Annotated in this window: 29 protein-coding genes; 13 read left to right on the top strand and 16 right to left on the bottom strand. The window is 69.6% G+C overall.

The annotated features are described in order from the left end of the window. The first annotated feature begins 81 nt into the window (after window positions 1–81). Window positions 82–603, top strand: coding sequence for a hypothetical protein (locus ACFY5A_RS04920; protein WP_387232127.1), 522 nt, complete (start codon window positions 82–84; stop codon window positions 601–603). Window positions 604–663: 60 nt separating this feature from the next. On the opposite strand, the gene ACFY5A_RS04915 is transcribed toward ACFY5A_RS04920, so the two are convergent. From ACFY5A_RS04915 to ACFY5A_RS04905, 3 genes are all read right to left on the bottom strand, one after another. Next, window positions 664–2,436, bottom strand: a complete 1,773-nt coding sequence (locus tag ACFY5A_RS04915; RefSeq protein ID WP_387232125.1) for an ATP-binding protein — start codon at window positions 2,434–2,436, stop codon at window positions 664–666. A gap of 138 nt (window positions 2,437–2,574) precedes the next feature. Beyond that, a complete protein-coding gene (locus ACFY5A_RS04910; protein ID WP_105675951.1) occupies window positions 2,575–2,796 on the bottom strand; it encodes an RNA-binding S4 domain-containing protein in 222 nt (73 codons plus the stop codon). A 23-nt stretch (window positions 2,797–2,819) separates the two neighbouring features. Beyond that, a complete protein-coding gene (locus ACFY5A_RS04905; RefSeq protein ID WP_223585529.1) occupies window positions 2,820–3,026 on the bottom strand; it encodes a hypothetical protein in 207 nt (68 codons plus the stop codon). 130 nt (window positions 3,027–3,156) lie between these two features. Here ACFY5A_RS04905 and ACFY5A_RS04900 point away from each other — a divergent pair, with 130 nt between their 5' ends. The 6 genes from ACFY5A_RS04900 to ACFY5A_RS04875 are packed head-to-tail and all read left to right on the top strand — an operon-like array spanning window position 3,157 to window position 8,827. Then, entirely contained in the window at window positions 3,157–4,578 is a 1,422-nt protein-coding gene (locus ACFY5A_RS04900) for an adenosylhomocysteinase (RefSeq protein WP_387232123.1), read from the top strand. After that, window positions 4,575–5,921, top strand: coding sequence for an amidohydrolase family protein (locus ACFY5A_RS04895; protein WP_387232121.1), 1,347 nt, complete (start codon window positions 4,575–4,577; stop codon window positions 5,919–5,921). The genes ACFY5A_RS04900 and ACFY5A_RS04895 overlap by 4 nt, the downstream gene beginning before the upstream one ends. Beyond that, the gene (locus ACFY5A_RS04890) at window positions 5,918–6,376 is read left to right on the top strand and encodes a cupin domain-containing protein (protein WP_387232119.1); all 459 of its coding nucleotides are present in this window, start codon (window positions 5,918–5,920) and stop codon (window positions 6,374–6,376) included. Before ACFY5A_RS04895 ends, ACFY5A_RS04890 begins: the two co-directional genes overlap by 4 nt. Before the next feature lie 2 nt (window positions 6,377–6,378). Further along, entirely contained in the window at window positions 6,379–7,230 is an 852-nt protein-coding gene (locus ACFY5A_RS04885) for an ABC transporter substrate-binding protein (protein ID WP_223585533.1), read from the top strand. After that, a complete protein-coding gene (locus tag ACFY5A_RS04880) occupies window positions 7,227–8,093 on the top strand; it encodes an amino acid ABC transporter permease (protein ID WP_341940865.1) in 867 nt (288 codons plus the stop codon). Before ACFY5A_RS04885 ends, ACFY5A_RS04880 begins: the two co-directional genes overlap by 4 nt. After that, the gene (locus ACFY5A_RS04875; protein WP_105675864.1) at window positions 8,090–8,827 is read left to right on the top strand and encodes an amino acid ABC transporter ATP-binding protein; all 738 of its coding nucleotides are present in this window, start codon (window positions 8,090–8,092) and stop codon (window positions 8,825–8,827) included. Before ACFY5A_RS04880 ends, ACFY5A_RS04875 begins: the two co-directional genes overlap by 4 nt. Window positions 8,828–8,839: 12 nt before the next feature. Here the strand turns inward: ACFY5A_RS04875 and pnuC are convergent, their stop codons facing one another. The 4 genes from pnuC to ACFY5A_RS04855 all read right to left on the bottom strand — a co-directional run bounded on the left by pnuC (window position 8,840) and on the right by ACFY5A_RS04855 (window position 12,149). Continuing rightward, a complete protein-coding gene (gene pnuC, locus ACFY5A_RS04870; RefSeq protein WP_387232116.1) occupies window positions 8,840–9,553 on the bottom strand; it encodes a nicotinamide riboside transporter PnuC in 714 nt (237 codons plus the stop codon). After that, a complete protein-coding gene (locus ACFY5A_RS04865) occupies window positions 9,550–10,062 on the bottom strand; it encodes a GNAT family N-acetyltransferase (RefSeq protein WP_105675868.1) in 513 nt (170 codons plus the stop codon). Before ACFY5A_RS04865 ends, pnuC begins: the two co-directional genes overlap by 4 nt. A gap of 237 nt (window positions 10,063–10,299) precedes the next feature. Beyond that, window positions 10,300–10,911 (bottom strand): LysE family translocator, encoded by a 612-nt coding sequence (locus ACFY5A_RS04860; protein WP_387232114.1) that lies wholly within the window; start codon window positions 10,909–10,911, stop codon window positions 10,300–10,302. Beyond that, window positions 10,908–12,149: a hypothetical protein gene (locus ACFY5A_RS04855; protein WP_387232112.1), complete on the bottom strand. Its 1,242-nt coding sequence runs from the start codon at window positions 12,147–12,149 to the stop codon at window positions 10,908–10,910. The genes ACFY5A_RS04860 and ACFY5A_RS04855 overlap by 4 nt, the downstream gene beginning before the upstream one ends. A 203-nt stretch (window positions 12,150–12,352) precedes the next feature. Here ACFY5A_RS04855 and ACFY5A_RS04850 point away from each other — a divergent pair, with 203 nt between their 5' ends. Beyond that, window positions 12,353–13,336, top strand: coding sequence for a Gfo/Idh/MocA family oxidoreductase (locus ACFY5A_RS04850; protein ID WP_344011021.1), 984 nt, complete (start codon window positions 12,353–12,355; stop codon window positions 13,334–13,336). Between the two features lie 103 nt (window positions 13,337–13,439). Here ACFY5A_RS04850 and ACFY5A_RS04845 read toward each other — a convergent pair whose 3' ends face one another. Continuing rightward, the gene (locus tag ACFY5A_RS04845) at window positions 13,440–14,357 is read right to left on the bottom strand and encodes a DUF808 domain-containing protein (RefSeq protein ID WP_387232110.1); all 918 of its coding nucleotides are present in this window, start codon (window positions 14,355–14,357) and stop codon (window positions 13,440–13,442) included. A 148-nt stretch (window positions 14,358–14,505) separates the two neighbouring features. Here ACFY5A_RS04845 and msrB point away from each other — a divergent pair, with 148 nt between their 5' ends. Continuing rightward, window positions 14,506–14,979, top strand: coding sequence for a peptide-methionine (R)-S-oxide reductase MsrB (msrB, locus tag ACFY5A_RS04840; RefSeq protein ID WP_105675885.1), 474 nt, complete (start codon window positions 14,506–14,508; stop codon window positions 14,977–14,979). After that, complete coding sequence (gene msrA / locus ACFY5A_RS04835; protein WP_223585541.1) at window positions 14,976–15,521, top strand: peptide-methionine (S)-S-oxide reductase MsrA; 546 nt, start codon at window positions 14,976–14,978, stop codon at window positions 15,519–15,521. Before msrB ends, msrA begins: the two co-directional genes overlap by 4 nt. Window positions 15,522–15,600: 79 nt before the next feature. On the opposite strand, the gene ACFY5A_RS04830 is transcribed toward msrA, so the two are convergent. Beyond that, window positions 15,601–16,401 (bottom strand): alpha/beta fold hydrolase, encoded by an 801-nt coding sequence (locus ACFY5A_RS04830; protein ID WP_387232107.1) that lies wholly within the window; start codon window positions 16,399–16,401, stop codon window positions 15,601–15,603. 90 nt (window positions 16,402–16,491) lie between these two features. On the opposite strand from ACFY5A_RS04830, the gene ACFY5A_RS04825 reads away from it, so the two are divergent. Then, window positions 16,492–17,283 carry a phosphotransferase gene (locus tag ACFY5A_RS04825; protein WP_387232105.1) on the top strand — a complete coding sequence of 264 codons (792 nt, stop codon included), beginning with the start codon at window positions 16,492–16,494 and terminating at the stop codon, window positions 17,281–17,283. A 19-nt stretch (window positions 17,284–17,302) separates the two neighbouring features. Here the strand turns inward: ACFY5A_RS04825 and ACFY5A_RS04820 are convergent, their stop codons facing one another. Next, a complete protein-coding gene (locus tag ACFY5A_RS04820; RefSeq protein ID WP_387232103.1) occupies window positions 17,303–17,668 on the bottom strand; it encodes a DoxX family protein in 366 nt (121 codons plus the stop codon). 55 nt (window positions 17,669–17,723) lie between these two features. Here ACFY5A_RS04820 and ACFY5A_RS04815 point away from each other — a divergent pair, with 55 nt between their 5' ends. Next, complete coding sequence (locus tag ACFY5A_RS04815) at window positions 17,724–18,161, top strand: helix-turn-helix domain-containing protein (protein ID WP_341940875.1); 438 nt, start codon at window positions 17,724–17,726, stop codon at window positions 18,159–18,161. 194 nt (window positions 18,162–18,355) lie between these two features. Here the strand turns inward: ACFY5A_RS04815 and ACFY5A_RS04810 are convergent, their stop codons facing one another. Together ACFY5A_RS04810 and ACFY5A_RS04805 are read right to left on the bottom strand one after the other, a co-directional pair. Continuing rightward, on the bottom strand, window positions 18,356–19,810 hold the full coding sequence (locus tag ACFY5A_RS04810) for a catalase (RefSeq protein WP_105675957.1): 1,455 nt from the start codon (window positions 19,808–19,810) through the stop codon (window positions 18,356–18,358). A gap of 142 nt (window positions 19,811–19,952) precedes the next feature. Then, window positions 19,953–20,375, bottom strand: coding sequence for a Fur family transcriptional regulator (locus ACFY5A_RS04805; protein WP_341940876.1), 423 nt, complete (start codon window positions 20,373–20,375; stop codon window positions 19,953–19,955). Between the two features lie 174 nt (window positions 20,376–20,549). Between ACFY5A_RS04805 and ACFY5A_RS04800 the strand changes: the two genes are divergently transcribed. After that, complete coding sequence (locus ACFY5A_RS04800) at window positions 20,550–20,993, top strand: GNAT family N-acetyltransferase (RefSeq protein ID WP_387232101.1); 444 nt, start codon at window positions 20,550–20,552, stop codon at window positions 20,991–20,993. A 54-nt stretch (window positions 20,994–21,047) separates the two neighbouring features. Here the strand turns inward: ACFY5A_RS04800 and ACFY5A_RS04795 are convergent, their stop codons facing one another. Genes ACFY5A_RS04795 through ACFY5A_RS04780 form a run of 4 tightly spaced genes read right to left on the bottom strand, consistent with a single transcriptional unit; the run spans window position 21,048 to window position 25,867 of the window. Further along, window positions 21,048–23,078 carry a hypothetical protein gene (locus ACFY5A_RS04795; protein ID WP_387232099.1) on the bottom strand — a complete coding sequence of 677 codons (2,031 nt, stop codon included), beginning with the start codon at window positions 23,076–23,078 and terminating at the stop codon, window positions 21,048–21,050. Between the two features lie 48 nt (window positions 23,079–23,126). Beyond that, window positions 23,127–24,116 carry a glycoside hydrolase family 130 protein gene (locus ACFY5A_RS04790; RefSeq protein WP_387232097.1) on the bottom strand — a complete coding sequence of 330 codons (990 nt, stop codon included), beginning with the start codon at window positions 24,114–24,116 and terminating at the stop codon, window positions 23,127–23,129. A gap of 15 nt (window positions 24,117–24,131) precedes the next feature. After that, entirely contained in the window at window positions 24,132–24,974 is an 843-nt protein-coding gene (locus ACFY5A_RS04785) for a carbohydrate ABC transporter permease (protein ID WP_341940882.1), read from the bottom strand. Then, window positions 24,971–25,867: a carbohydrate ABC transporter permease gene (locus ACFY5A_RS04780; RefSeq protein WP_223585546.1), complete on the bottom strand. Its 897-nt coding sequence runs from the start codon at window positions 25,865–25,867 to the stop codon at window positions 24,971–24,973. The genes ACFY5A_RS04785 and ACFY5A_RS04780 overlap by 4 nt, the downstream gene beginning before the upstream one ends. Window positions 25,868–25,869 lie beyond the last annotated feature (2 nt).

Genomic DNA, 25,869 nt, shown 5'->3' with positions numbered 1-25,869 from the left:
GCGTGATGCCGTGATCGACGTGTCCTGCACCGTCGGGCGCCGCTCCTTCCGGGGCGCCCGAAGGTGTGGTTTCATGAGCGCATGACCGATATCCGGGGGGACAGGTCGAGGGGTGGCATCGCCCTCCTCGTGTGCGCGATGACTCTGCTGTTCGCGGGATGCGCCACACCCGCGGCGCCGCAGTCGACGACGGCGACGCCCACCCCCACGCCGACCGCGGCCTGTCCGCAGATCGAGGGCGTCGAGATGCCCCCGGGGTGCGCCCCCTACGACCCGGAGAAGTCGATGGCGCAGAACGACCGCTATCGGGAGCGGATGGACCTCTCCGAGGAGGCCCGCGCGGCGGCCGAAGAGGCCATCGCGGTCGCTCGACCGGCTCTCGAGGAGCTGCGGACCTCGGGCGCGCTCTCGACCACCGCGGTGCAGGATGCGCTGGCGGATGCCGGTCTCGCCGGCGCCTACGTGCGCGACGACTACGGCACTCTGCTCTTCGGTGCGGACGCCCCTGAGGGCGGGTGCGTGTTCGGCTCGGTGACCGCCGACGCCCTGTCGATCGAGGCGGGCGGCTACATCATGGACGGCGGGTGCCTGCCCGCGCAGTGACGCCCGAGTGCGCGGGAATTCCGCGTACGCGGGTGCGCTCGCCGCTCGCTGGGAGCCGCCTCATCGACCGTTCGGGGTCCCCCTCGGGTCGGACGCCGTCCCTGGATCGACGCCGTGAGCAATGTACTTTCGGTCGCGGCTCTGGGGTGGCGCTGTCGCTTGGATCCATCCGTCTTCTATGAGACGACGGAGGCGCGCTCTGAGAGATCCGACGGATAGATTGCTCCACTTAGAGATCTCATGGATGGTCTGGGCTCGGTTTCCAGCCAGGCCGCGGATGATTGCCGCATCGATTTCGTTGGGGAGAGGGGCTCCTTCGGAGAGTACGAATGCTTCGCCACCTGATCCACGGAGTATGCCTTCATCGCGAAGCCGGAGGAGAATCGCTCTCACTTCGTCGGAGTCGATGCGAAGGGCTTCCCGCAAGGAATCCACCGACACCCTTCCTTCACGACGCGCGATGAGCAGGGCCGCGTCCTCGTGGGGATCAAGGTCACGATCGGTGAGTTGTCGAAGCCAGTGTCGATGCTCGGGTATCTCGGCACCGTGGCGTGCGAGTGTCAGCCTGACCTGGTCAGGGCTGACAGAGAATCTCGGACGTTCGAGGGCGTGCGCTTCCATCTCGGAGATCATCAGTCGGACTCCGCCGCCTTGCCCCTCGACAGTGAACCCGTCATGCTCTCGTGGCGCGATGTGCTGCATCAATGGGAGCAGGGTCTGGTTTCGGCAACGAGAGGTTCCGTCCCCGATGTTCTGAGGGGTGACGCCACCCCACAGCCCGCCAGGATTCGTGATCTCGATGCGGTCGGAGAAGACGTCGACAGTGACTGGTTGACCGAGAAACATCGGAGAGTACTCGCGGTGCAGGACCGCGTTGGCGATCGCCTCGCGAAGGACGGTCACTGGGATCTCCGGGACTTCTCGTCGTCCTGTGCCTTCGACGATCGAGTACGTTCTCAGGTTGCGTAGCACTGCGTTGACCGCGTCATCGACGATGTCTGGCAGCGTTCCTGTGCATTCGACTCGATCGAGGAATCGCACCTCCGCTCCCGGGAGGGACTTCTCGCGACCTGGGTGGACGGCGACATCCACGAGCAGTCGGGGGAAGAACTGCTGGGGATACAAGCCGGTAGCCAGCAGGCCTGCAAGGCGGACATGGCCCTCCTTGTCCAGTACGTTCAGGCGAGCGAGCCGCTGTCGCCGGCTCGTTGCGCCATGGAGGACCTTGGCGTTGATTCGACGAGCGATGAGGGCGTCGAGCACCTCGGCGTTAAGGTCACCCTCGTCCGCGTCCTCGACGACCCTCTTGTCCGCGTCGGACGGCGTGAGCTCGTGGCGCAGTTCGAACACTTCCGTCGCGGACAGCTTGATGTCTTTGTCGTCGACTCGCTTGTACGCCCCCGCGGGTAGCCCTTTGGCGGTGACCCAGCAGGGCCGACTTCCCGGTTGGTTGGGTGTGATCGTGATGGCGAGAACGGGGAGCCCATCGACAAGCTCTCTACTCATCCCGTAAGCGGGAGGGTTCGTGACTTTGACTCCTTGGGCGCCGCCGTCACCGATGCCTTCGACGAACTGGTCACGCACGACATCAATCGCAAACCTCTCAATGGGTGTGAACCCATCGCTTTCGGAGAGTCCCAGTACGAGCAGACCCCCGTTGGTGTTCGCGAACGCGCTCACGCTGTCCCAGACGTCAGCGCTGAGTCTTCTCTCGCTCGATTTCACTTCGACGAGACCGTCGTCAGTTCCTTGGGCACGCAGGCGATCGATCGTGCTTTCGAACCCACGGTTCATCAGTGCCTCACTCCGCTCACTCTTTTGAGTGAAGCTCACTGTACGTCACTGCACGAGAGGTGGCAACAGTGAGGTTCAGTGAGGTTCAGTGAGGTTCAGTGAGACTCAGCGACGATCGCACACGGCTGGGGGTGTGCCTGAACTGGCCGCGGAGTGGGGAGACCCGGGGAAGGACGCTCAGGGGCGCACGCGCACCGTGCGTCCCTCGAACGAGACGAGGTCGCCGTCGTGCAGCTGGCGCCCTCGGCGGCGTTCCTCCTCGCCGTTGACGTTCACGTAGCCGTCGATGATCGCCTCCTTGGCGTCACCGCCGGTGTCGATGAGACCGGAGTACTTGAGGAACTGTCCGAGGCGGATCATCTCGCCGCCGATGGAGATGTCGTCGATCGAGGTGGCCATGAGCAAATGCTAGCCCGGTCGGGCTACGGCAGGCGCTCCTCGGCGGGCCCGACCGGCGGGGGAGCCGAGGATGCCGCACGCGCAGCCTCCTCGCGACGGGCGATCTCCGCGGGGACCGACAGCGACAGCGGCGCGAAGGGGATGAACGCTCGTTCGAAGGCGCGCGCGAAGAAGGCCCGCACCTCGGCGCGGGGGTTCCACACGCGCGTGGGGATGGTCTCGGTCTTCATGGTTTCAGTCAATCGCACCTCGGCGGGGCGGAACCAGGTTCCGCGAGGGCACCCCTCAGATGCAGGGGTCTCGTCGAGTGGCGCCGCGCACGGAGCGCTCGGCGCGCCGCCCGAGCAATACGATTGAGCGGTGACCGACCCGACCACGTCCGCCGAGCGTCTCGTGCGCCGTTTCGTCCGCGAGACCAACCTGCTCGTCGCCGGTCGCACCTTCGCGGTGGAGGGCGCGGATGCCGTCTCGCACGAGCTCCGCCGCCTGCTGGCCGCTCTGGGCGCTCACCTGGGCTCCGATGGCGTGACCTTCGCACCGGGGCAGGATCCCGACATCCTCATCCACGGGACGGCTCTGCCCGCGCGGGTGACCGCGGCCGACCGCGTCGACAACGCGGGCGCGCACATGCCGGTCTCGACACTGGTCGCGGCGCGCCTGCGCGAGGAGGGCGTCGTGCGCGGCATCCGGATCGGCATCGCGATGGTGCTGGAGCCCAAGACCGCCCAGCTCGCGCTGCTGCTGCGCGACGCCGGAGCGGACGTCGCCGTGTACGCCCACCCCGACGAGATCGACGTCGAGGTGGCCGATGTGCTGCGTGCCAGTGGCATCCCCGTCGACGGAGACCCTGCGCTCTCGGGGGCGGAGGAGCGCGCCGCCGCCGTGGCGTTCCTGCGGCGCGGCTTCGACCTGCTGCTCGACGACGGCTCCCACCTGATCCGCCTCGCCCACGAGGAGGGACTCGCCGCCGGTCTGCGCGGCGCCGCGGAGGAGACCACGAGCGGGCTCACCCCGCTGCGGCTGATGCAGAGCCGCGGACTGCTCGGCATCCCCGTCATCGCCGTGAACGACGCGGCCATGAAGACGTCATTCGACAACCGCTACGGCACCGGTCAGTCGTGCGTGTTCGCGATCGCCGATGTGCTCGACGCCGCGGGCATCGGCGTGCGCGACCAGCTCGCCGTCGTGGTCGGCTACGGCCCGGTGGGCGAGGGGGTCGCCGCCCACCTGCGCGCGCTCGGCGCAGAGATCGCGGTGGCCGAGACCGACCCCGTGCGGGCGCTGCGGGCGGCGCACGACGGATTCCGGATCGGACCGCTCCGCGAGCTCGCGCCGGGTGCGCTGGTCGTCTCCGCCACCGGTGCGCCGCACACGGTCGACGCGGAGACGCTCGCCGTCGCGCGCACCGTCGCGGTGGCGGGCGGAGTGCCGGGCGAGGTCGACGTCGACGCCTCGGCGCTGCGACCGGTCGGCGCGCACCTCGACCGGGCGGGAGACGGCGCCCTCCTGATCGCCCGCGGCGGCTGCGTGAACCTCGCCGCCGCCGAAGGCAACCCGATCGAGATCATGGACCTCTCCTTCGCGGTGCAGCTCGGGGCCGTCGAGCAGCTGCTCGCACGCGAGCTCCCCGCCGGACTCCATCCGTTCCCCGCCGAAGCCGATCGCGCCATCGCGCTCGCCGCCGCCGATGCGCGGGGCGACCGTCTCGACGAGCGCAGCGCCGCGCAGCGCGAGGCGCAGGACGAGTGGCGCTCCCGCCGCTACCTGGGGGTCTCGGCATGATCACCGTCTACTCCGCAGGACTCGTCGTCCCGGTCACGGCGCCGCCCATCGTCGACGGCGCCGTCGCCGTGCGCGACGGGCGCATCATGCATGTGGGGGAGCGCGCCTGGGTGCTGCGCTCGCTGTCCGAGCGCGGACTCGCCCATGACGAGGTGCACTGGCCCGGAGTCCTCACCCCTGGACTCGTCAACGCGCACACCCACCTGCAGTACACGGGCATGGCCGTCGTCGGCCGCGGGCAGTACACCGGATTCGACGATTGGGTGCAGGCGTTCGACCCGGTCTACGAGGCCGGACGGGACTGGGGGGCGGATGCCGCGGCCGGCGCCGAGATGGCGCTCCGCTCCGGAACCACGGCCGTCGCCGACGTCGTCACCGATCCGTCGGCGGCATCCGCCCTGCACGACGCGCGACTGCACGGCATCACCTACTGGGAGGTGATGAGCTGGACCAACGCCGACTGGGCCCGCACCGGACGCGCGCAGGTCGAGCAGGCTCTCGACGCCCTGCCCACGCCCCCCGGCACCGGGCTCTCGCCCCACGCGCCGTACTCGCTCGACATCGAACCGCTGCTGGAGATCCCCGACATCGTCCGCGAGCGGGGCGGGCGCATCCACATCCACCTCGGCGAGGCCGCCTTCGAGAGCGAGTTCGCGCACGAGCATCCGCAGGCCTGGCACACGGCGGGGCTCGCGAGCTTCCAGGAGCTGCGCGAGGCGGGCTTCGGCACGAGTGCGACCGAGTTCGTCGACCAGCTCGGGGTGCTCGGGCCCGACTGCCACATCGCGCACGGCGTGTACATGAGCGCCCGCGACCGGGCGATCCTGCGCGAACGTCGAACGACCGTGGCGCTGTGTCCGCGGTCGAACGCCGTGATCGGGCTCGAGGAGCCGCCGATCGCCGCGTATCTGCGCGAGGGCAGCCCGATCGCCGTCGGCACGGACTCGCTGTCGTCGAGTCCGTCGCTCGATGTGCTCGCGGACGTCGCCGAGCTCGCGCGCATCGCCCGCTCGCAGGGCTACACGGACCGCGACCTGCACGCGCGGCTGCTCGGAGCGGCGACCATCGGCGGAGCCCACTCCATGGGCATCGACGTCGGCCCCGACCGCACCGGATACCTCGCGGTCGGCGCGCTCGCCGACCTCACGTTCTTCGACGTGCCGGCCGGGCCCGATTCCATCCAGGAGCTCGTCGAAGACGGCGCGGGGCGTGCCGCGGCCACCGTCGTCTCGGGCGAGGTCCGGTGGGCGAGCGACAGCTTCGGCGCCTCGGTCGTCGAGCGAGCGAAGCGAGACGACACGTCCGAGGATCCGCGCGAACGCGTCGAAGGAGCCGTCCAGTGATCGCTGACCGACCCGCCACCGCCGAGCGCCTCGACCTCGCCCCGCACCCCGAGGGCGGCTGGTTCCGCCGCACCTGGACGAGCCCGCTCGCCGTCGAGACGCCGAACGGCCCGCGCCCGGCCGGCACCTGCATCCACTACCTGCTGCAGCCCCACGAGCGCAGCGAATGGCACGTCGTCACGAGCGACGAGCTGTGGCTCTGGCACGGACCGGGCCGGCTCGAGCTGAGCCTCGGCGGCGACGGCGCGCAGCCGGGTGCGGCGACCGTGATCGTGCTCAGCGGGACGGATGCCGCGCAGGTGCTCGTGCCCGCCGGCGTCTGGCAGGCCGCCCGACCTCTCGACGACCAGGAAGTGCTGGTCTCCTGCTTCGTTTCCCCAGGTTTCGACTTCGCCGATTGGCGACTCGCCGAGTCCCCTACTCTTAACCAAAACCCGAACACTCTTCAGGAGTAAACGTGACCGTCTCCCGCACCCTTCGCCGCGCCGCAGCGGCCGCCATCGCGGTCGCCGCCGCCGTGTCCCTCGCCGCCTGCGCGAGCGGCCCGACCACCTCGCCCACGGCCGGCGCCGACGGCGAGCTGCAGACCGTCACCGCCGGCAAGCTCACCATCGCGACCGGCGAGCCCAACTACGAGCCCTGGTTCGTCGACGACGACCCCTCCAACGGCAAGGGCTTCGAAGGTGCGGTCGCGAACGCGGTCGCGAAGGAGCTGGGCTTCGACGCCGCCGACATCGTCTGGACCCGCACCGGCTTCGACGCCGCGATCGCCCCCGGGCCGAAGGACTGGGACATCAACATCCAGCAGTTCTCCGTCACCGACGAGCGCAAGAAGGCCGTCGACTTCTCGTCGCCGTACTACACGACCACGCAGGCCGTCGTCGCGCTGAACAGCTCGCCCGCGGCATCCGCCACGACCATCGACGCCCTCAAGAAGGCGAAGGTCGGCGTCGCCGCAGGCACCACCAGCTACACCGTCGCCAAGGCACAGCTCGGCGAGGCGAACCTCAGCGTCTTCAACACGGTCGACGACGTCGTGCTCGCGCTGCAGGCCGGCCAGATCGACGCCATGATCACCGACCTGCCCGGCGCTTTCTACGTCACCGGCGCCGTGGTCGACGACTCCTCCGTCACGGGCCAGTTCGCCAGCTCCGACGGCGGCGACGAGTTCGCCTTCGTGCTGCCGAAGGGCTCGGCCCTCACCCCCGCCGTCACCAAGGCCGTCGATGCCCTGCGCGCCGACGGCACGCTCGACGAGCTGCAGCAGAAGTGGCTCAGCGACGCGGTCGACGTCCCCGTCCTGAAGTGACGAACACCTCCGCCGAGACGGCGTGGCAGCCGAGCGAGCTCGAGCTGTCACGCCGCGCTCTGCGGCGCAGGGCGACGACCCGGTCGGTCCTGATCGCGTTCGTCAGCAGCGTCGTGCTGATCGGCGTCGTCGCGATCATCGTCGTCAACACCCCGGGGTGGGCGGTCGTCCGGCAGACGTTCTTCGACCCCGAGATCGCGCTCAAGAGCATCGGGCCGATCTTCCAGGGTCTGCTCACCAACCTCCTGGTGCTCGTCATCGCCGCGGTCGGCGTGGCGATCCTGGGCACGCTGCTCGCCACCATGCGCTCGCTCCGAGGTCCGGTGTTCTTCCCGCTGCGCGCGCTCGCCGCGACGTACACCGACTTCTTCCGCGGCGTCCCGCTGCTGATCGTGCTCTACCTGATCGGCTACGGCATCCCCGCGCTGATGATCTTCCCGCGCATGCCCCCGGCGTTCTGGGGAACCATCGCGATCATCATCGTGTACTCGGCCTACGTCTCCGAGGTGCTCCGCGCCGGCATGGAGGCCGTGCACCCCTCGCAGCGCGTGGCCGCGCGCTCCCTCGGGCTCAGTCACGCGCAGACGCTGCGGATCGTCGTGATCCCGCAGGGCGTGCGCAAGGTCGTGCCCGCCCTCATGAACGACTTCGTGTCGATGCAGAAAGACGTCGGGCTCATCTCGGTGCTCGGCGTGATCGACGCGGTGCGCGCCGCGCAGCTGCAGGTCGCCGACACCTACAACTACACGCCCTACGTCGTCGCGGGGCTGTTCTTCATCATCCTCAGCTGGCCGATGATCCGATTCACGGATGCCGTCACGGCGCGGCTCAACAGGCGCGAGCAGGCCGGAGGCGTCGTATGACCGTTCCCGTCATCGAGGCCAGAGGCGTGCGCAAGCGCTTCGGCGATCACGACGTGCTCCGCGGACTCGACCTCGCCGTCGAGCCGCACGAAGTGGTCGTGCTGATCGGAGCCTCGGGCTCGGGCAAGTCCACGCTGCTCAAGACGATGAACCTCATCGAGCGGGTCGACGACGGACAGATCTTCCTCAGCGGAGACGACATCACCGATCCGCGGGTGGATGCCGACAGGGTGCGCGCGCGCATCGGCGTCGTGTTCCAGCACTTCAACCTCTTCCCGCACCTGACGGTGCTCGAGAACATCACCCTCGCGGCGCGCAAGGTGCACCGCCGTTCCGCGTCGGAGGCGCGCGCCCGGGGCCGCGAGCTGCTCCAGACCCTCGGCCTCGGCGACAAGGCCGACGAGTACCCCGACCGGCTCTCCGGCGGTCAGCAGCAGCGCGTCGCCATCGTGCGGGCGATCCTCACCGAGCCCGAGGTGCTGCTGCTCGACGAGATCACCAGCGCGCTCGACCCCATGCTCGTCGGCGAGGTGCTCGATCTCGTGCGCGAGCTCAAGCGCCGCGGCACCACGATCGTGATGGCCACGCACGAGATGTCGTTCGCCCGAGAGGTCGCCGATCGCGTCGTCTTCCTGAAGGAGGGCGTGCTGGTCGAGCAGGGTCCGCCCGAGCAGATCTTCGACGCCCCGCAGCACCCGGCGACGGCCGAGTTCCTGGCGCGCGTCCGGCACTGAGTCCCGTCGAGGCTAGGCGGTCTCCTCGGGGCGCTGCACCTGGGGCGCCGGGAGCAGCGTGTCGACCTGGGGTTTGTCGCCCTTCTGCGCCCGCGCCCAGACCACGAATCCGATCGCGGTGAACACCCCGTAGAACACGTACATGAACCCCGTGGCGTAGAAGCCCGAGCTGAACAGCAGCGGCACGCCGACCACGTCGACGGCGATCCAGATGAGCCAGAACTCGGTCCAGCCCCTCGCCATTCCGTAGGTCGCCATGAGGGAGCCGACGAAGGTCCAGGCATCCGCCCACACCGGCTCCCACGAGCCCAGAAGCCGGAACAGCGGCGTGAGCGCGACGGTGCCGATCACCATGATGAGCACGATGCCGATGCGCGCGCTCCACGGCGCCCACCGCGGCGTCACCTGGCCGCCGTCCGATGAGGCCTGGCGCCAGCGCACCCACCCGTAGATCGCGACCGCGATGAACATCACCTGGCGGCCGGCCTGTCCGAGCAGGCTCGGCAGCTCGTGCTCCGGGCTCAGGATCGAGCCGAGGAAGACCGTGAGCAGCAGCAGGTTCCCGATGATGCCGACCGGCCAGGCCCACACCCGGCGCCGCATCCCACCGAGCGCGCTCGCCAGTCCGAAGACGTTGCCGACGACCTCGCGGATCAGGAGCGTCTGCCCGCCGGGGAGCGTCCAGTGCGAGTTGAAGACCTCGACGAGCCAGGTGAGGAGGTTCATGCGCGGGGCGCGGGGGCGTCGTCGAGGGCCAGCTGCAGGAACGTCAGATCGAGCCATCGGCCGAACTTCACGCCCACCTGCGGCATCCGCCCGGTCTCGACGAAGCCGAGCCGTTCGTGCAGCACGATGGAGCCGGTGTTCTCGCTCGCCACAGCGGCCACCATGACGTGCTTCCCGATCGCACGGGCGCGAGCGATCAGCTCGTTCATGAGCGCCTTGCCGATGCCGCGCCCGCGCTGATCGCCGCGGACGTACACCGAGTGCTCGACCGTGTGCCGGAACCCGTCGTGCGGGCGCCAGTCGCCGAACGTCGCGTACCCGAGGACGCCGTCGTCGTCGGATGCCACGAGCACCGGGTATCCGGCGCGGAAACGGTCGGCGAGCCAGGCGGCGCGGTCGTCGACGTCGACGGTGCGCTCGTTCCAGATCGCGGTGGTGTTCTGCACGGCGTCGTTGTAGATCTCGGTGATCGTCTCGAGGTCGACGATCTCGGCGTCTCTGATGTGCACGTCGGTCTCCTCTGCGCTTTCGGGAGCGCGAGGCCGACGCTACCAGGATGCGACCGCTTCTCGACGATTCGTGTCAGCGGAGCGGGTGCGCGGGCTCGGACTCGCGCTGCTGATCGCTGTACACGCGGTCGAGATATCTGCCGCGCGAGCAGCGAATCGCAGCGCGACGCCGCGTGGCGAGGGCGAGGGGCGAGGACAAGGGCGAAGGCGTGGCCTCGGTATAGGGTGTCGACCGCTCTACGCGCGCTCCACGGCCAAACGTCCGGCGAGCAGCATGTAGGTCGCGGCGAAGGTGCGGCGCAGCCACGTCATCACGCGCGGCCGGGTGATGACGTGCGTGCGCATGGCCGCGGCGAAGGCGCCGTACAGGGCGAAGACCACGAAGGTCACCGCCATGAACACCAGGCTCAGCCACACCATCTGCCAAGCCGCGTCCGGGGTCCCCGCCGGCACGAACTGCGGCAGGAAAGCGAAGAAGAAGATCGTGAGCTTCGGGTTCAGCACGTTGATGAGCACGGCGGTGCGGATGACGCGCCACGACGACACCGGCTCGGCGCTCTTCTCGACGTCGAGCGCCGACCGGTCTCGGAGCGTCTGCCACGCGAGGTACAGCAGGTAGGCGACGCCCAGCCATTTGATGGTCTGAAACGCGATGGCCGAGGCGTTGAGGATCGCGGCGAGACCGGTGATGGCGGCGATCATGTGCGGGATGACGCCGAGCGTGCAGCCGAACGCGGCGATGACGCCGGCTCTGGTCCCGCGCGAGAGCCCGGCGGCGATCGAGTAGACCGCTCCGGTGCCCGGCGTGGCCACCACGACCAGGGTGGTGAGGAGGAATGCGATGGTCACAGGTTCGCCTTCGTGCTCAGGGCGTCGCGCACGACGATCGCGCGGCGCAGGTCGACCATGATCGGGTCGAAGAAGCGCTCCCGGTAGCGGGGTTCGCTCACCGCCGAGAAGATGAACGGCAGCGTCGCGATCAGCGAGAGCAGGGTGGCCGCCTTGATGAGGTTGACGGTGACGGTGAGCTTGGCGCCGCCGATCACGAGCGGCTCGACCGGGAGCGGCTGGGTGGCGCTGCCCGGTCCGACCCAGAGCTCGACGACGCCGAACGGGATCGCGACCGACCCGATGACGATCAGCAGGGCGCACAGCAGCGCCGCGAAGAACAGCGCCTGCAGCAGCTGCGCGAACGTCATGACGAGCAGGATGTTCATCCGCTGCGGCCACCGGAGCGGATGCCGGGAGCCGGACGCCGCGCCGATGCGCTCGGCGGGAGTGTCGAGCAGGAGCGCGGCGCGCTGCTCGGGCGTCGGGGCGTAGGTCTCGTCGTCGATCTCGCCCGCGCTCACGCGCAGCACGACGATGGTCGCGAGGGCTCCGATGACCAGGCCGACGAGGGCGAGCGAGGAGCCGTGCAGCGCGGACGCCATCTGCCAGACCTCGGCGGAGAAGAACGCGAACACCACGAGCATCAGGATCACCGGGAGGGCGATCGACGCCATGTGGCCGATGGCGGAGGCGTTGCGCACGGCGAGGCGCGAGGCCCAGGAGATGAGGGCGCCGCCGCCCATGCCGGTGATGAGCACGCACACCGCGATGATCGCCAGGGTCTCGAGCACCGGGCTGACCGTGGCCTGGCGGTCGACGGCGTAGCCGCCGGCGATGAGGGCCGCGGCGCACAGCACGATGACGGATGCCGCGACCGCCGTCCCGATGCCGACGGGTAGCCGTCGCACCGCGAACCGCACGAGCGCGAAGGCGAGCCAGGCGATGGCGAGCGCGAGCACGAGCAGCACGAGCACGAGCACGGCGATCACGGTGTCGTCTTCGTCGTCGTCGCCGTAGAGCCCGATGGCGATGCCGAGCGCGAGGGTGAGCCCGCCGGTGAGGAGGAACCCGGCGACGGTGACCCAGGTGAGCAGCGGGGCGACGCGTCGAGGCAGATCGGTGAACCAGCGGCGCAGGGGCACGAAGGTCGGCAGACCCTGCTCGCGGAACCAGCGGTCGGCGTCGCGTCTCACGGTCGCGGCGGGAACGGAGGCCGGACGTGGTCGCGATCGACGGCGACGGCGTGCGGAAGACATGGAGCCGAGGATACGGCACACGGTCGCGGGTCGCGCCCCGGCTTCGGCATGTTCGCCGGCTCCGACGTGCGGGCGCTCGGTGCGCCGCGCCTGCTCTGCGATGATCGACGTCGAGGGTCTGCCCGTCGCGGCAGCGGCCGCCGCCATCCGTGCCACCGCCAGGAGCCCTCGAGAGCCCCGCCGCAGCGCAGAAGGAGATCGCCATGACCAGGACGCGATGGGCCGTGCTCGGCCCGGGAGTGATCAGCGGGGACTTCGCCACGGGGCTCCGGAGCTCGCACCTCGGCGTGCTGCACGCCGTCGGCAGCTCCGCGCCGGAGCGGGCTGCGGCCTTCGCCGCCGAGCACGGCGCCGCGGCATCCGGCACCTACGACGAGATCCTCGCCAGAGAAGACGTGGATGCCGTCTACATCGGCACCGTGCACACGACGCACTCGGCTCTCGCGATCCGCGCGCTCGAGGCGGGCAAGGCGGTGCTGTGCGAGAAGCCGATCACCCCGACCGCCGCGGAGACCGATCTGGTGCTCGCGGCCGCGGCGCGCTCGGGGCGCCCGTTCGTCGAGGCGTTCAAGCAGCGCTTCGGTCCCTTCGCCGACCTGCTGCGCGGGCTGATCGCCGACCGTGAGCTGGGGGAGCCGCTCTCGCTCGTCGCGGGCTTCGGCTACGACCAGTCCCCGCGCACCGGTCGCGCGTTCGACCCGGCGCTCGCCGGGGGAGCGATCCTCGACGTGGGCTGCTATCCGGCATCCCTCGCGATCGAGGTGGCGACCGTGTCCGGGCGCGGTGGGCTTCCGGCCGCCTTCGGCGACGTGAGCGCCGAATGGGTGAACGGGGTGGATGCCGACACCACGGCGCACCTGACGATCGGCGACCTCGCGGTCGAGCTGCGCACGGCCGTCATCCGCGAGATGCCTGGGGCCGCCGTGCTGCACTGCGCCGACGGCGACATTGTGATGCCCGATGCCTGGGGCAGCCGCACCGAGAGTCCCTCCTCGCTCATCCTGCGACGCGGTGCGGAGGAGCGTGTGGTGACCGTCCCGGTCGTGCAGCCGATGGGCGCGGAGGCGGATGCCGTGTCGCTCGCGCTCGCCGAAGGGCGGGTCGAGGCTCCGGAGATGACCTGGGCCGACAGCGCGGCGATCGCCCGACTCTGCACGGGCTGGCTGGACGCGGCGCGTCGCCCGTAAGCGCCGACGTCGTGTGCACTCGCCGAGTGCACGTGATGTCGACGTCGACAAGCCGTGCTCTCGGCGACGTCACGTGATGTCGCCGTGGAACGGCGAGCGGGCGTCAGTGGCGAACCGCGCTCGGCGACTCCTCGCCCTCGTGGAACTCGACCTTCTTGCCCAGCATCCGTCCGATGCCGAGCACGATGCCGACGATGACGAGGCCGACCGCGAGGCCGGCGATCGCCGAGAACAGGGTGTCGCCGATCCACACGATCACCGGGCCCGCGGCATGGAGGAGCTCCTCGATGCCGTGCAGGATGTCGGCACCGAAGTGCACGCCCACCTCGGCGAGGTTCACGAGCACGAGGTGCCCGCCGACCCAGAGCATCGCGACGGTGCCCAGGATGCTGATGAAGCGGAACACCGCGGGCATCGCGTTCACCAGGCGGGTGCCGTTGCGGCTGACCCGATTGTCGGAGCTCTCGGCCATCTTCAGGCCGATGTCGTCGATCTTCACGAGCAGGGCGACCGCTCCGTAGACGACGCCGGTCATGACCAGGGCGATCACGGCGAGGATCGCGAGCGTCATCCAGATGTCGAGCCCCTTGTCGAGGCTCGCGAGCGAGATGAGCATGATCTCGGTCGACAGGATCAGGTCGGTCCGGACGGCGCCGAACACGAGTTTCCTCTCGTCGCGGGCGCCCTCGTCCTCATGGCCGTGCTGCACGCCGAACCACTCGAGCACCTTCTCGGCGCCCTCGAAGCAGAGGTAGGCCCCGCCGAGGATCAGCAGGTACGGCAGCACCCAGGGGGCGAAGGCCGTGAGCAGCAGCGCCACCGGGATGATGATGAGGAACTTGTTCGCGAGAGATCCGAGCGCGATCTTGCCGACCACGGGCAGCTCGCGCGCGGGCGAGATGCCCTGCACGTACTGCGGTGTGACGGCGGCGTCGTCGATCACGACGCCAGCGGCCTTGGCCGAGGCCTTCATCGCGGCGCTCAGGATGTCGTCGACGACGGCGAGCAGTCCAACGGACATGGGCGTCCCCCTGTTTCGAGTGTCGGGGAGCAACTCTACCGAGTCCGCAGAAACTCACAGCGCGCTCCCAGCCCCGCGGGACCAAAACGGCGTCGGCATCCGTTCTCCCTTATGACGCTGCAGCCAGCCGCGTCAGACAAGGAGCATCATGTCGCACGACTACCGCAAGACGGCCGAGGCGGTCGGCGCCCTCACCGACGCGCAGTACAAGGTCACCCAGCGCGACGGCACCGAGCCGCCGTTCCGCAACGCCTACTGGGACAACCACGACGACGGCATCTACGTCGACGTCGTCTCGGGCCAGCCGCTGTTCTCCTCCCTCGACAAGTTCGACAGCGGAACCGGATGGCCGAGCTTCACCAAGCCGATCGACGCGGATGCCGTCACCACCCGCACCGACCGCACACTGTGGATGTCGCGCACGGAGGCGCGCTCCACCGGCGCCGACAGCCACCTCGGGCACGTCTTCGATGACGGACCCGTCGAGGACGGCGGCCTGCGCTACTGCATGAACTCCGCGGCCCTGCGTTTCATCCCGGCATCCCGCCTGGAGGAAGAGGGCTACGGTCGATACAGCGACCTCTTCACCCACACCGACACCCCCATCGAGGAGCAGTCATGACCGACACCGGAACCATCACCCGCACCCCCGGCACCGAGACCGCCGTGCTCGCCGGCGGCTGCTTCTGGGGCATGGAGGACCTGATCCGCCGCCAGCCCGGCGTGCTCGACACCCGGGTCGGCTACACGGGCGGGTCGAACGACCACGCCACCTACCGCAACCACCCCGGTCACGCGGAGGCCGTGGAGATCGTCTTCGACCCGTCGAAGACGTCGTACCGCGACATCCTCGCGTTCTTCTTCCAGATCCACGACCCGTCGACCCTGGACCGTCAGGGCAACGACATCGGGTCGAGCTACCGGTCGGCGATCTTCCCGCTCTCCCCCGAGCAGGAGCAGGTCGCGCGCGACACGATCGCCGACGTCGACGCCTCGGGGCTGTGGCCCGGCAAGGCCGTCACCACGATCGAGCCCGAAGGTCCCTTCTGGGAGGCCGAGCCCGAGCACCAGGACTACCTGATCCGCTATCCCAACGGCTACACCTGCCACTTCCCGCGCGCGGGATGGGTGCTGCCGAAGCGCGAGGAGAGCGCCGCTCTCTGATCCGCGCACCGAGGCCGACGCTCCTCCTCATGGGAGGGCGTCGGCCTCTGTCGTGTGGCGCGGGCGCCAGGCGCCGCGGTCAGCCCTCGGCGAGGAACGCCAGCGCCGCCTCCTTGAAGGCGCGCGAACCCGGGGCGTTGAAGTGGTTGCGGTCGGGGATCTCGAAGAAGCTCCCGTGCGGCGCCGCGGCCGCCAGGGCCCTCGACCCCTCGATGATCGCGTCCTTCGCCCCTGTGGCGAAGAGGATCGGGCTCGACGGGGCGTCGGCGGGGTCGGGGTCGATCGTGCGGGAGGCGCGCATGCCCTCCGCGAGCGCGATCAGGGCGCGCAGGTCGTTGCCGGGCACCCGCTCGGTGAGGGCGATGTAGTTCTGCGTCGTGGGGTCGTCGACGGGGGTGCCGTCGGTGAGGAACGCACGCACCTGGTCGAGGTTCAGCCGGGCCAGGGGGATGCCGTCTGGAACGCCGCCGAGCACCCCGCGTCCGATGCGCTGCGGCAGGTCGCGGATGACCTCCCACCCCACGCGCGCGCCGAGCGAGTAGCCGAGGTAGTACGCGTCGTCGACGAGGTAGGCGTCCATCACCGTCTCGACGTCGGTGGCCAGGGTGCGGATGCCGTAGTCGCCGGGCTCGTGCGGCTTCTCGCTGAGACCGTGGCCGCGTTGGTCGAGGGCGAGCACGCGGTAGCCGGCGCGGGTGAGGTCGCGGACCCACCCGGTGAGCACCCAGTTGTCGCGCGCGTTGGAGGCGAATCCGTGCACGGCGACGACGACGGGCGCGTCGAGGTCGCCCCACGTGTAGGTCGCGAGACGGGTGCCGTCGGCGGAGTACACCTGCTGCGGCTCGGGCATGCGGGTCAGGTCAGCGAGAGGAACGGCCACGCATCCATCTTGGCCCTGTGCGCGGGGGCCTGGCGCGCGAGTGTGCCCGTGTGACGCCGGTCGGCGGCGCGCGAGCGGCAGGATGGAGTCATGAACACCGCCCTGTTGCCGTCCGATCGTCGGGACTGGGAGACGGTGGACGCCGGCGAGTCCGGAGCGACCGTGCTGCGGCACCGCTCGGGGGAGAGCTATGCGAAGCTCGTCGCCCCCGAGCAGGCCGATGCGCTCGCCGCGGAGCGCGATCGCATCGCGTGGCTGTCGACGACGGGCATCCCGACCATGTCCGTGCTCGACTGGCGGGCGGATGCCGTCGGCGCGTGTCTCGTGACATCCGCGGTGCCCGGGGTTCCGGCCGACGCGCTCGACCCCGTCGATCTCGCCGTCGTGTGGCCCGCGATCGCCGACACGGTGCGCGCGCTGCACGCCCTTCCCGCCGCCGACTGCCCGTTCGACCGGACCCTCGCGGTCATGATCCCCCTCGCCAGAGCGGTGGTCGTGGGCGACCGCGTGCAGCGGGAGTTCCTTCCCGACGACCTCCGAGATGTGCCGCCCGCGCTGCTGCTCGCTCCGGTCGAGGCCGAGCTGCCCGCGCGCACCCGGCAGGAGGCCGATGACCTCGTCGTGTGCCACGGGGATCTGTGCCTGCCGAACATCCTCGTCGACGTCGAGCGCCGAGCGGTGACGGGCCTCATCGACCTCGGCCGCCTCGGACGCGCCGACCCGCACGCCGACACGGCGCTGCTGCTCGCGAACGCGCGGGAGACGTGGCCGGACGCCGCATCCGCCGCCCACGCGGACGCCGACTTCGACCGCCTGTACGGGGTGCCGCGAGACCCGCAACGCCAGGAGTTCTACCTGCGACTCGACCCGCTCACCTGGTAGTGGCGACCGTCGCCGCCGCTCAGAGCACGACGAGGAAGCCGAGCACGGCGCTCGCGACGGCCAGCGCCGCGAGGACGAGGGCCGGCGTCGCGGCCTCCTTGCGACGCAGGTGCACGACGACCGCGCCGATCATGATGATCGCGATGCCCGTGCCGGCGAGGGGTGTGAGGATCGGCGCGATCCCCGTCAGCAGCGGGAGGACCAGCCCGAGCGCGCCGACGACCTCGAGCGCGGCGATGGCCTTGACGGTTCCGGCGGAGAAGTCCTCGGTCCAGGCCATGCCCCGCTCGGCGAGGGTCGCCTTGGGGGTGACGAGCTTCATGCCGCCTCCGCCGAGCATGGCGAGGGCGAGAAGCCCGTTGACGATCCAGAGTGCGACGAGCATCCGTGTTCCGTTCTGTGTGTTTGTTACGATCAGTAACCAAGAATGGAGCAAACGGATGACTGGTGCAAAAGGCACATCGGTGTCACCGACGCACAGCGATGGCTGCGATGCGGCGGGCTTCCCCGACTACGAGAACTCGTGCTCTGTCGACGAGGGGGCGGGCCGCGCGATCCGCGAGGTGCTCGATCGGGTCGGCGACAAGTGGTCGCTGCTGCTGATCGCGACGCTGCGCGGCGACCGGCTGCGCTTCAGCGAACTGCTCCGGCACATCCCCGGGATCTCCCAGCGGATGCTCACGCTCACGCTCCGTCAGCTCGAACGCGACGGGCTGGTCACCCGCACCGTGCACGCCGAGGTGCCGCCCCGCGTGGAGTACGAGCTCACGGAACGCGGCGAGACGCTCATCCCGATCGCCCGCACGATCGGCGACTGGGCCCTCGCGAATCACCCTGCGATCGAGGAGTCCCGTGCCCGCTACGACGCCCGCGCCTGACTCCGGTCGGTCAGAAGTCGGCATCCGATTTTCGGACGATCGCCGGAATCTCGGATGATCGACCCGAAACGGTCCGATCTCTTGAGATGCTTCCGAATTTCGGATGAGGGCGGATGGGTATGCGAGACATGCGACAAGGAGCCCCGGACACAGAGAAGGGGGACGGATGCCGTGGCATCCGTCCCCCTTCTGGGTCAGACGCGGGAGCGCAGCGCCTCGCCGAGTGCGGCATCCACGTTCGTCCAGTACTGGAAGAAGCGCTCGCGGATCGCGTCGATGGTGATGCTGCGGCCCTGACCCGTGAGGGTGTCCAGGAACCGGGCGCGCTGCTCGTCGTCGAAGACCGTGCGGTACAGCGTGCCGGCCTGGCCGAAGTCGTCGTCGTCCACGCGCAGCGTCGCCGCGGCGCGGATCAGCTCGCCGTCGGACTCCCAGCTCGCCTCGACGCCCGCAACCGGGTCTGCGGCGGGGCCACCGGCCGCACCGTACGAGTTCGGCGTGTACACGCGGTGCTCGGCCGGGTTGAAGCGGTACTGCATCTGGCCCTCGTGCATGTAGTTGCGCACCTCGGCCGCGTGCGGCTGGTTGACCGGCAGCTGGTTGTAGTTCGCGCCGATGCGGTAGCGCTGCGCATCGGAGTACGCGAACACCCGAGCCATCAGCATCTTGTCGGGCGAGATGCCCGTGCCAGGAACCTGGTTGCCGGGCGAGAACGCCGCCTGCTCGATCTCGGCGAAGAAGTTCTGCGGGTTGCGGTCGAGGGTGAACGTGCCCACCTTGATGCGCGGGTAGTCCTTCTTCGACCACGTCTTGGTGAGGTCGAACGGGTTGAAGCGGTAGGTCTTGCCCTCCTCGTACGGCATGACCTGCACGAAGACGTCCCACGAGGGGTTGTCGCCGCGGGCGATCGCGTCGAACAGGTCGCGACGGTAGTAGTCGGCATCCGATCCCGCGAGCTTCTCGGCCTCGGCGGCATCCATCCGCTCCACGCCCTGCTTCGACAGGAAGTGGTACTGCACCCAGAAGCGCTCGCCCTCGGCGTTGACCCACTGGTACGTGTGCGAGCCGTAGCCGTTCATGTGGCGCCAGGATGCCGGCAGGCCGCGGTCACCCATGAGATAGGTGACCTGGTGGGCGGTCTCGGGGGAGAGCGTCCAGAAGTCCCACTGCATGTCGGCGTCGCGCAGGCCCGAGTCGCCGAGGCGCTTCTGCGAGTGGATGAAGTCGGGGAACTTCATCGCGTCGCGCAGGAAGAACGTCGGGGTGTTGTTGCCGACGATGTCGAGGTTGCCCTCCGTCGTGTAGAAGCGCAGCGCGAAGCCGCGCACGTCGCGCCAGGTGTCGGGGGACCCCTGCTCGCCCGCCACGGAGGAGAAGCGGAGCAGCGTCTCGCTCACGGCTCCGGGCTGGAACGCGGCGGCGCGGGTGTAGGCGGACACGTCCTCGGTCACGGTGAACGTGCCGAACGCGCCACCGCCCTTGGCGTGCGGGTTGCGCTCCGGCACGCGCTCGCGGTTGAACGAGGCGAGCTTCTCGACGAGGTAGCGGTCGTGGAGGACCGTGGGGCCGTCTGCTCCGACGGTCAGGGAGTGCGCGTCGCTGGCGACGGGCGTGCCGGTCTGGGTCGTGGTGCCGGGGAGATCTGACATGGTCATGCGTTCACTTTCGTCTCGTATCGGTGTTCAGTGGGGTCCCCGACGCGCGTCGATGCAGCGACGCCGGGGTAAGGGGTCGTTCGATGATGCCGGGGGATGCGGCGCACAGGTGGAGTTCTGACGAACCCGTAAGGTTCTAGGGCGCGGCGTCCTGGCAGCGGGGGCATACGCCCCAGAAGGTGACTTCTGCGGTCTGGACGGTGAATCCCCCCGTGTTCGACGGGGTGAGACACGGCGCCTCGCCGACGACGCAGTCCACATCGCCGATGGCACCGCAGTGGGTGCACACGACGTGGTGGTGGTTGTCGCCGATGCGCCGTTCGTAGAGCGCCGCGGAGCCTGCCGGTTCGATCCGGCGGATGAGACCCGCCGTCGTCAGGTCCGCGAGGATGTTGTGCACCGACTGGATCGACGTGGTCGGAAGCACGTCGGACACCGCGCGGTAGACCCGCTCGGCATCCGTGTGGGCCATGGACTCCAGCGCCTCGAGAACGGCGACGCGGCCCGCAGTCGCACGAAGACCCGCGTCGCGAAGCGCGGAGTCGAGGTCGGTGTCCATGCCTCGACTGTACACGTTGTTTTTAGTGATTCAAAAGAAGTATCGGCATGTCGGTGTGGGCATCGGCGCTGCGGTGGCCGACCGGGCGCGGGGCTTCTTCTTCGCGGTGAGCTCACTCCACTGCTGACCCCGTGCGCTATTCCGTCTCGTGTCACCTGACATAGGCTCGCGGGCATGACGGACAACATCGACATCGATATCGTGAAGAGCCTCACCGACGATGATCTTCGACAGATGGATACACTCCTTCCCCAGTTGTCGTCGACCGCCATCTTCGACGCCGAACGCGTGCAGGCGATGATCGATGCACCAGGAGTGGATCTCTTCGTCGCCCGCGACGCGGGCGAACTGGTCGGCATGGCGACTCTTGTGACCTTCCCTCTGGCGACCGGCTGGCGCGGCATCGTCGAGGACGTCGTTGTCGGACAGCAGACGCGCGGGCGTGGCATCGCCCGCCGGTTGCTTGAAGCGATCACCGACGAATCAGGTCGTCGGGGTCTCCGCACACTGGATCTCACCTCGCGCCCCTCGCGTGAGTCCGCGCTGAGACTCTATGAGTCCGTCGGCTTCCAGCGCAGGGAGACGAACGTCCTGAGATACGTGCCCGCGTCGGAGTGAGCGCCGCGCATCGGAGTCCGGAACTCGGTCGGAGCCCGATATCCGCGATGACCCTCAGCCGCGCGTGATCGTGAACCCCTCGCCGCGCACGCGGACCCGACCGCCCTGGGCGGCCTGACCGCGCTGCGAGCCGTCGGCGTCGTACGCGCGGCCGGTGCCCGGCGCCAGCGGGGCGACCCGCTCGTCCGACCGGGAGCCGTTGGCGTAGAGCGCCGCGGCCCCCGTCGTCGTCGCGTACACCGCGCTCACGACGCGCGGCTGGATCACCAGCGCGTCGAGCCGCACGTCGCCGCGACTCGTGCAGCGCACCGTGACCTGCTCGGCAGGCAGGTCCCCGCCGAGCAGCTGCGGCACGAGCATGCCGTCTGCCTCGGTGAGTCCGCGATCGCCGGTGCCGCCCGCTGGCGTCTTGGTCGTCCACAGGCGGCGTCGTCCGCGGAACACCTCCCACACGGCATCCCCGGCATCCGCCGCCTGTCGCCAGACGAGACCGTGCAGGATGCCGCCGGCCTCCGTCACGTCGAACTCCACCCACTCGCCCCGCGGGACCTGCACGTACGCCCCTCCCGACAGGTTGCCCTCGCCGGTCCAGGCCCCGTCGGCCGGTCGCACGACCGTGCTGCCGGGGGAGAGCCGGGCGGTCTCCGCGTCGATCACGCGCAGACCCGAGTGCGAGGTCAGCCCCGTGATCGAGGTCGCGATCTGCGCGATGTCGCGGTTCGCGTCGAGCAGCAGCATGGTCAGGAGTCCGTGGATCGTGGACTCCGCGCCGGAGTTGCGGTTCACGCGGCCGTCGGTCTCGACGCCGTCGAACGTCACGCCGGTCGCCGGGTCGTACGTCGGGATCCCGGCGGTGTTGGCGCCGAAGAACCATCCGGCGGCCAGGCCCGCGAGCACACGGTGTCCCTCGCCGCCCGCGGCGACCGCACCGGCCACGCGTCCGTGCGCGCCGTAGGCGATCTGCGCCTCGGCGGGAAGCGGGGCCCAGGCGTTGCTCGGCCCTCCCGCCGCGAGCACCTGCGGTGTGAAGCGCCCGGCATCGGCCGCGGCCGCCGCCGTCCAGTCGCGGCGGCGCAGCACGGCGCCCGCGCGGGCGAGCGCCTCCGGAGCGGCCGAGCCCCACGCGTGCCAGAAGCCGAGCGAGCCCGTCCACGGCAGCACGGCCCCGAACGGCCAGCCCGCCCGCGGATCCGTCGCCATCGCGGCCACACCCTCGCCATAGGTCTGGAGTGCACCGCGACTGCGGGAGTCACCCGCTTCGGCGGCTGCGCTGAGGCCGAGCATGGCCTCTGCCGTGGCATCCGCCCCTCCCGCGATCAGCCATGCCGGAAGCCTCCTGCCGTCGCTGCGCACCCACTGCCCGGCACGGCCGAGCGACTCGCGTCCGAGCGCGTCGAGGCACAGGTGCAGCCGCGCCAGCAGGAACTCCGCGAACGCGGCATCCTCCCGACGGAACGCGGCATGGCCCTCGCCGAACGCCCACACCGACCGGGCGAGCCAGTACGACTCCGCCGAGTCCGACGGATCGGGCAGCTCGACCGGGATCGCGCTGGGGTTCAGCGTGCCGTCCTCCTGCTGCCACAGCACCACACGGCCCGCGTTCGGTCCGGTCGCGGTCTGCAGGAACGCGAGAGAGCGCAGCAGGTCGCGCGCCTCGTCGCGGCTCTGCGCGTCGCCCGTCGCCTTCCAATCCCGCAGCAGCACGACGGCCGCTCGCGCGATGTCGTCGGCGTTGTACGCACCCTGACTCCAGTAGCCGGTCACCGCATCGCGGTTCCCTCCTCCGACGCGGCGGAAGCCGCCCGCGCCGTCGGCATCCGCGTAGGTCCACGGCGCCCGCACTGTCGGCCGGGTGTCGATGCCGAACGTGGTGTGCTCGGCGCTCGCGGTGACGGGAACGTCGGCGAGCAGGAAACGCAGGTGCGCGAGATTCGTCAGGCGCGGGCGTCGGGCGGCGTCGAGCGGCAGCGGACCGGCGAGCCCTGGAGCTGCGGTCGTCGCGCCGACGGCCGCGTCGACCGGGATCAGGGCGAGGGCGGATGCCGTCGCCGCGATGGTCAGGAAGGTGCGTCGTGAGGTGTCCATGTCATCACTTCTTCGTGCTGTCGGTGGAGCGGGGTTCGTGAGGGGTGATCAGGAGAGGTCGGCCGCGGGCTCGCGCAGCGCACGGCCCCACGGCTCCGCCGGATCGTGGATCGCGACGGCGAGCGTGGTGTCGGACTGGCCGTAGTACGCGAACCACTTGCCGTGGAACTTCACGAGCCCCTCGATGAAGGTCACGTTCGAGATGAGTCCGTGCAGGTCCTCGAACGACTGCGGCCGCAGCCACGGCTCCTGCAGCCGGGCGATGACCTTCGTCGGCTCGTCGGGGTCGATCGCGATCTGCCCGCAGCGGTAGTCGACGTCGACCGATCCGTCGTCGTTGATCGTGCGGGTCGCGCCGTTCGTGAGGAACACGAGCAGTCCGTTGTCGGCGAGCACGGGGGAGGCGCCGATCTCGACCAGGGCCTCGTCCCACGTGCCCGGTGTCGGGGAGTACATGGGGGCGGTGTCTGCGGTGCCCGGCGTCCAATGGATGAGGTCGTCGCTCGTGGCCCAGTAGATCGCGCCCTCGCCGAAGTACATCCACCACTTGCCGTGCATCCGCTGCGGCACGATCACCCCGGCCTTCGACCAGTTGAAGCCGCGCGGATCCATGGTCTTGAACGTGTCGAAGTCCTCGAACAGCGGGCCGTGCTTGGTCCAGGTGCGCAGATCGGTCGAGGTCGCCAGGCACAGCTGGGCGCTGCGGCGGTCCCAGCCCGTGTAAGTGAGGTAGTAGGTGCCGTCGATCAGCGCGATGCGCGGGTCCTCGCAGCCGTAGCGCTCGTAGTCCTCGGACGGGGAGAGGATCGGAGCGTCCTCTCGCGTGAAGGTCACCCCGTCGCGGGAGCGGGCCATGCCGATGTGCGACACGATGTCGTCGGCGTGCGCGCGGTACAGCAGCACGACCTCGTCGCCGTCGACCAGCGCGGCCGGGTTGTACAGGTTGGCCGACTCCCAGCTCTCGCCGCGGGGGCGCAGGATGGGGTTGCCCTCGTAGGGGGTGAACGGTCCGAGGGGGAAGGATGCTCCGGTGAACATGGATGCCTTTCTGGGCTAGCCCTTGACGGCGGCGCCGAGGTCGGTGGCGGTGAAGAACCGCTGGAAGACGATGAACAGGATCACGACGGGGAACGCGAGGGCGGTGGCGCCCGCGAGGATCGCGCCGTTGGGGTTGGCGGTGGACTGCGCCACGTTCGAGATGTAGTTGGCGAGGGACACGGCGAGCGGCTGCAGGCTCGAGTCCTTGGTGATGAGGAACGGCCACAGGAACTCGTTCCACGGACCGATGAAGGTCACCAGCACGACGGTCACGAGCACCGGTCGGATCAGCGGGAGCGCCACCGAGGTCAGCAGGCGGATCTCACCTGCCCCGTCGATCCGCGCCGCCTCGAAGATCTCCACGGGCAGCGCCTTGAAGAACTGCGTGAAGATGAACACCGCGGTCGTGTTGATGAGGAACGGCAGGATCATGCCCAGATACGAGTCGCCCAGGCCGTAGCTGCGCGTGATCTGCACGTACAGCGGGATCATGAGCAGCTGGAACGGCACCATCTGCACGAGCAGCATGAGCACCCAGATCACCCCGCGACCGCGGAAGTCGAGCCGGGCGATCGCGTAGCCGGCGAGCAGCCCGAACACGACGGTGCCGAGCAGCACGCCCGCCGTGAAGATGAGCGAGTTCAGCAGGGAACCCGCCAGGTCGATGCGCGAGTCGATGGCGACGAAGTTGTCGACCGTCCACCCGCTCGTCGGGAAGAGCTCGTTCGGGGAGTTCGTGGGGTTCTTCTGGAACGCCCCCACGAGCATGAAGTAGAACGGGAAGGCGAAGCCGATCGCCGCGATCGTGAGCACGATGATGCTCAGGATGCGGGGGACTGAACGTCTGCGGGTCATCATCGCTCCCTGGTCGCGCGGTTGGCGGCGAGCGACAGCATCCCGACCAGGACCACGAGGATCATGCCGATCGCCGCTGCGGTGTCGGGGTTCTGCTGCTGGATGCCCAGCTGGTAGATGAGCAGCACGGGGGTGGACGAGGCGCCGTCGGGGCCGCCGCCGTTCGTGAGCAGGTAGGGCTCGGTGAAGAGGTTGGCGCCGGTGATGATCGAGAGGATCAGCACGAGGGTCGTCGCGCTGCGGACGCCGGGCACGGTCACGTGACGGAAGCGGGAGAGGATGCCGGCGCCGTCGGTCTCGGCCGATTCGTACAGCTCCTTCGGCACGTTCTGCAGTGCTGCCAGATACAGGAGGATGTAGAAGCCCAGCTGCTTCCACGTCACGTACAGCGCGATCATCGGCATCGCGAGTCCGCTGTTGACGAGCCATGAGGGGTCGGGGGCGAGCGGGCCGAGGATCGTGTTGATCAGTCCGTTGCCCGAGAACAGCAGCATCCACACGCCCACGAGCGAGACGCTCGCCGTCAGATACGGCACGTAGAACGCCACGCGGTAGGCGGCGACCCAGCGGATGCCGGTGTTCAGCGCCGCCGCGAGGATCAGCGACAGCACCGCGGTCAGCGGCACGTTGATCACGAGGAACACGAGCGTGTTGCGGAACGAGTCGATGACCCGCGGGTCGGTGAGCACCGTGACGAAGTTGTCGAAGCCGACGAACGGGCGCTCGACCTCCGTGCCGGGGGCGGTGAAGAAGTAGTCGTGGAAGGCGATGTAGACGGCGAAGGCGAGCGGATACGCGAAGATCGCGATCACGAAGACGAAGTACGGCAGCGCGAAGAGGCCGCCGATCGGCTGCGCACCCAGCCATCGGGTGCGCAGCCGCCGGTTGTCGGTCATGA

It is taken from the genome of Microbacterium sp. NPDC012755, from assembly GCF_042901325.1.
Classification (GTDB): Bacteria; Actinomycetota; Actinomycetes; order Actinomycetales; family Microbacteriaceae; genus Microbacterium; species Microbacterium natoriense.
The sequence above is the reverse complement of the archived record's forward strand: the minus strand, read 5'-3'. Positions and strand labels throughout refer to the sequence as shown.

What these genes read in the sequence shown, in the direction of transcription:
- ACFY5A_RS04825 (WP_387232105.1), top strand. Translation starts at nt 16,492, where the DNA reads ATGAACACCGCCCTGTTGCCGTCCGATCGTCGGGACTGGGAGACGGTG.
- ACFY5A_RS04850 (WP_344011021.1), top strand. Translation starts at nt 12,353, where the DNA reads ATGACCAGGACGCGATGGGCCGTGCTCGGCCCGGGAGTGATCAGCGGG.
- ACFY5A_RS04920 (WP_387232127.1), top strand. Translation starts at nt 82, where the DNA reads ATGACCGATATCCGGGGGGACAGGTCGAGGGGTGGCATCGCCCTCCTC.
- ACFY5A_RS04855 (WP_387232112.1), bottom strand. Translation starts at nt 12,149, where the DNA reads ATGTCTTCCGCACGCCGTCGCCGTCGATCGCGACCACGTCCGGCCTCC.
- ACFY5A_RS04805 (WP_341940876.1), bottom strand. Translation starts at nt 20,375, where the DNA reads ATGGACACCGACCTCGACTCCGCGCTTCGCGACGCGGGTCTTCGTGCG.
- ACFY5A_RS04875 (WP_105675864.1), top strand. Translation starts at nt 8,090, where the DNA reads ATGACCGTTCCCGTCATCGAGGCCAGAGGCGTGCGCAAGCGCTTCGGC.
- ACFY5A_RS04785 (WP_341940882.1), bottom strand. Translation starts at nt 24,974, where the DNA reads ATGATGACCCGCAGACGTTCAGTCCCCCGCATCCTGAGCATCATCGTG.
- ACFY5A_RS04905 (WP_223585529.1), bottom strand. Translation starts at nt 3,026, where the DNA reads ATGAAGACCGAGACCATCCCCACGCGCGTGTGGAACCCCCGCGCCGAG.
- msrB (WP_105675885.1), top strand. Translation starts at nt 14,506, where the DNA reads ATGTCGCACGACTACCGCAAGACGGCCGAGGCGGTCGGCGCCCTCACC.
- ACFY5A_RS04895 (WP_387232121.1), top strand. Translation starts at nt 4,575, where the DNA reads ATGATCACCGTCTACTCCGCAGGACTCGTCGTCCCGGTCACGGCGCCG.
- ACFY5A_RS04780 (WP_223585546.1), bottom strand. Translation starts at nt 25,867, where the DNA reads ATGACCGACAACCGGCGGCTGCGCACCCGATGGCTGGGTGCGCAGCCG.
- ACFY5A_RS04845 (WP_387232110.1), bottom strand. Translation starts at nt 14,357, where the DNA reads ATGTCCGTTGGACTGCTCGCCGTCGTCGACGACATCCTGAGCGCCGCG.
- ACFY5A_RS04795 (WP_387232099.1), bottom strand. Translation starts at nt 23,078, where the DNA reads ATGGACACCTCACGACGCACCTTCCTGACCATCGCGGCGACGGCATCC.
- msrA (WP_223585541.1), top strand. Translation starts at nt 14,976, where the DNA reads ATGACCGACACCGGAACCATCACCCGCACCCCCGGCACCGAGACCGCC.
- ACFY5A_RS04815 (WP_341940875.1), top strand. Translation starts at nt 17,724, where the DNA reads ATGACTGGTGCAAAAGGCACATCGGTGTCACCGACGCACAGCGATGGC.
- ACFY5A_RS04820 (WP_387232103.1), bottom strand. Translation starts at nt 17,668, where the DNA reads ATGCTCGTCGCACTCTGGATCGTCAACGGGCTTCTCGCCCTCGCCATG.
- ACFY5A_RS04800 (WP_387232101.1), top strand. Translation starts at nt 20,550, where the DNA reads ATGACGGACAACATCGACATCGATATCGTGAAGAGCCTCACCGACGAT.
- ACFY5A_RS04790 (WP_387232097.1), bottom strand. Translation starts at nt 24,116, where the DNA reads ATGTTCACCGGAGCATCCTTCCCCCTCGGACCGTTCACCCCCTACGAG.
- ACFY5A_RS04910 (WP_105675951.1), bottom strand. Translation starts at nt 2,796, where the DNA reads ATGGCCACCTCGATCGACGACATCTCCATCGGCGGCGAGATGATCCGC.
- pnuC (WP_387232116.1), bottom strand. Translation starts at nt 9,553, where the DNA reads ATGAACCTCCTCACCTGGCTCGTCGAGGTCTTCAACTCGCACTGGACG.
- ACFY5A_RS04810 (WP_105675957.1), bottom strand. Translation starts at nt 19,810, where the DNA reads ATGTCAGATCTCCCCGGCACCACGACCCAGACCGGCACGCCCGTCGCC.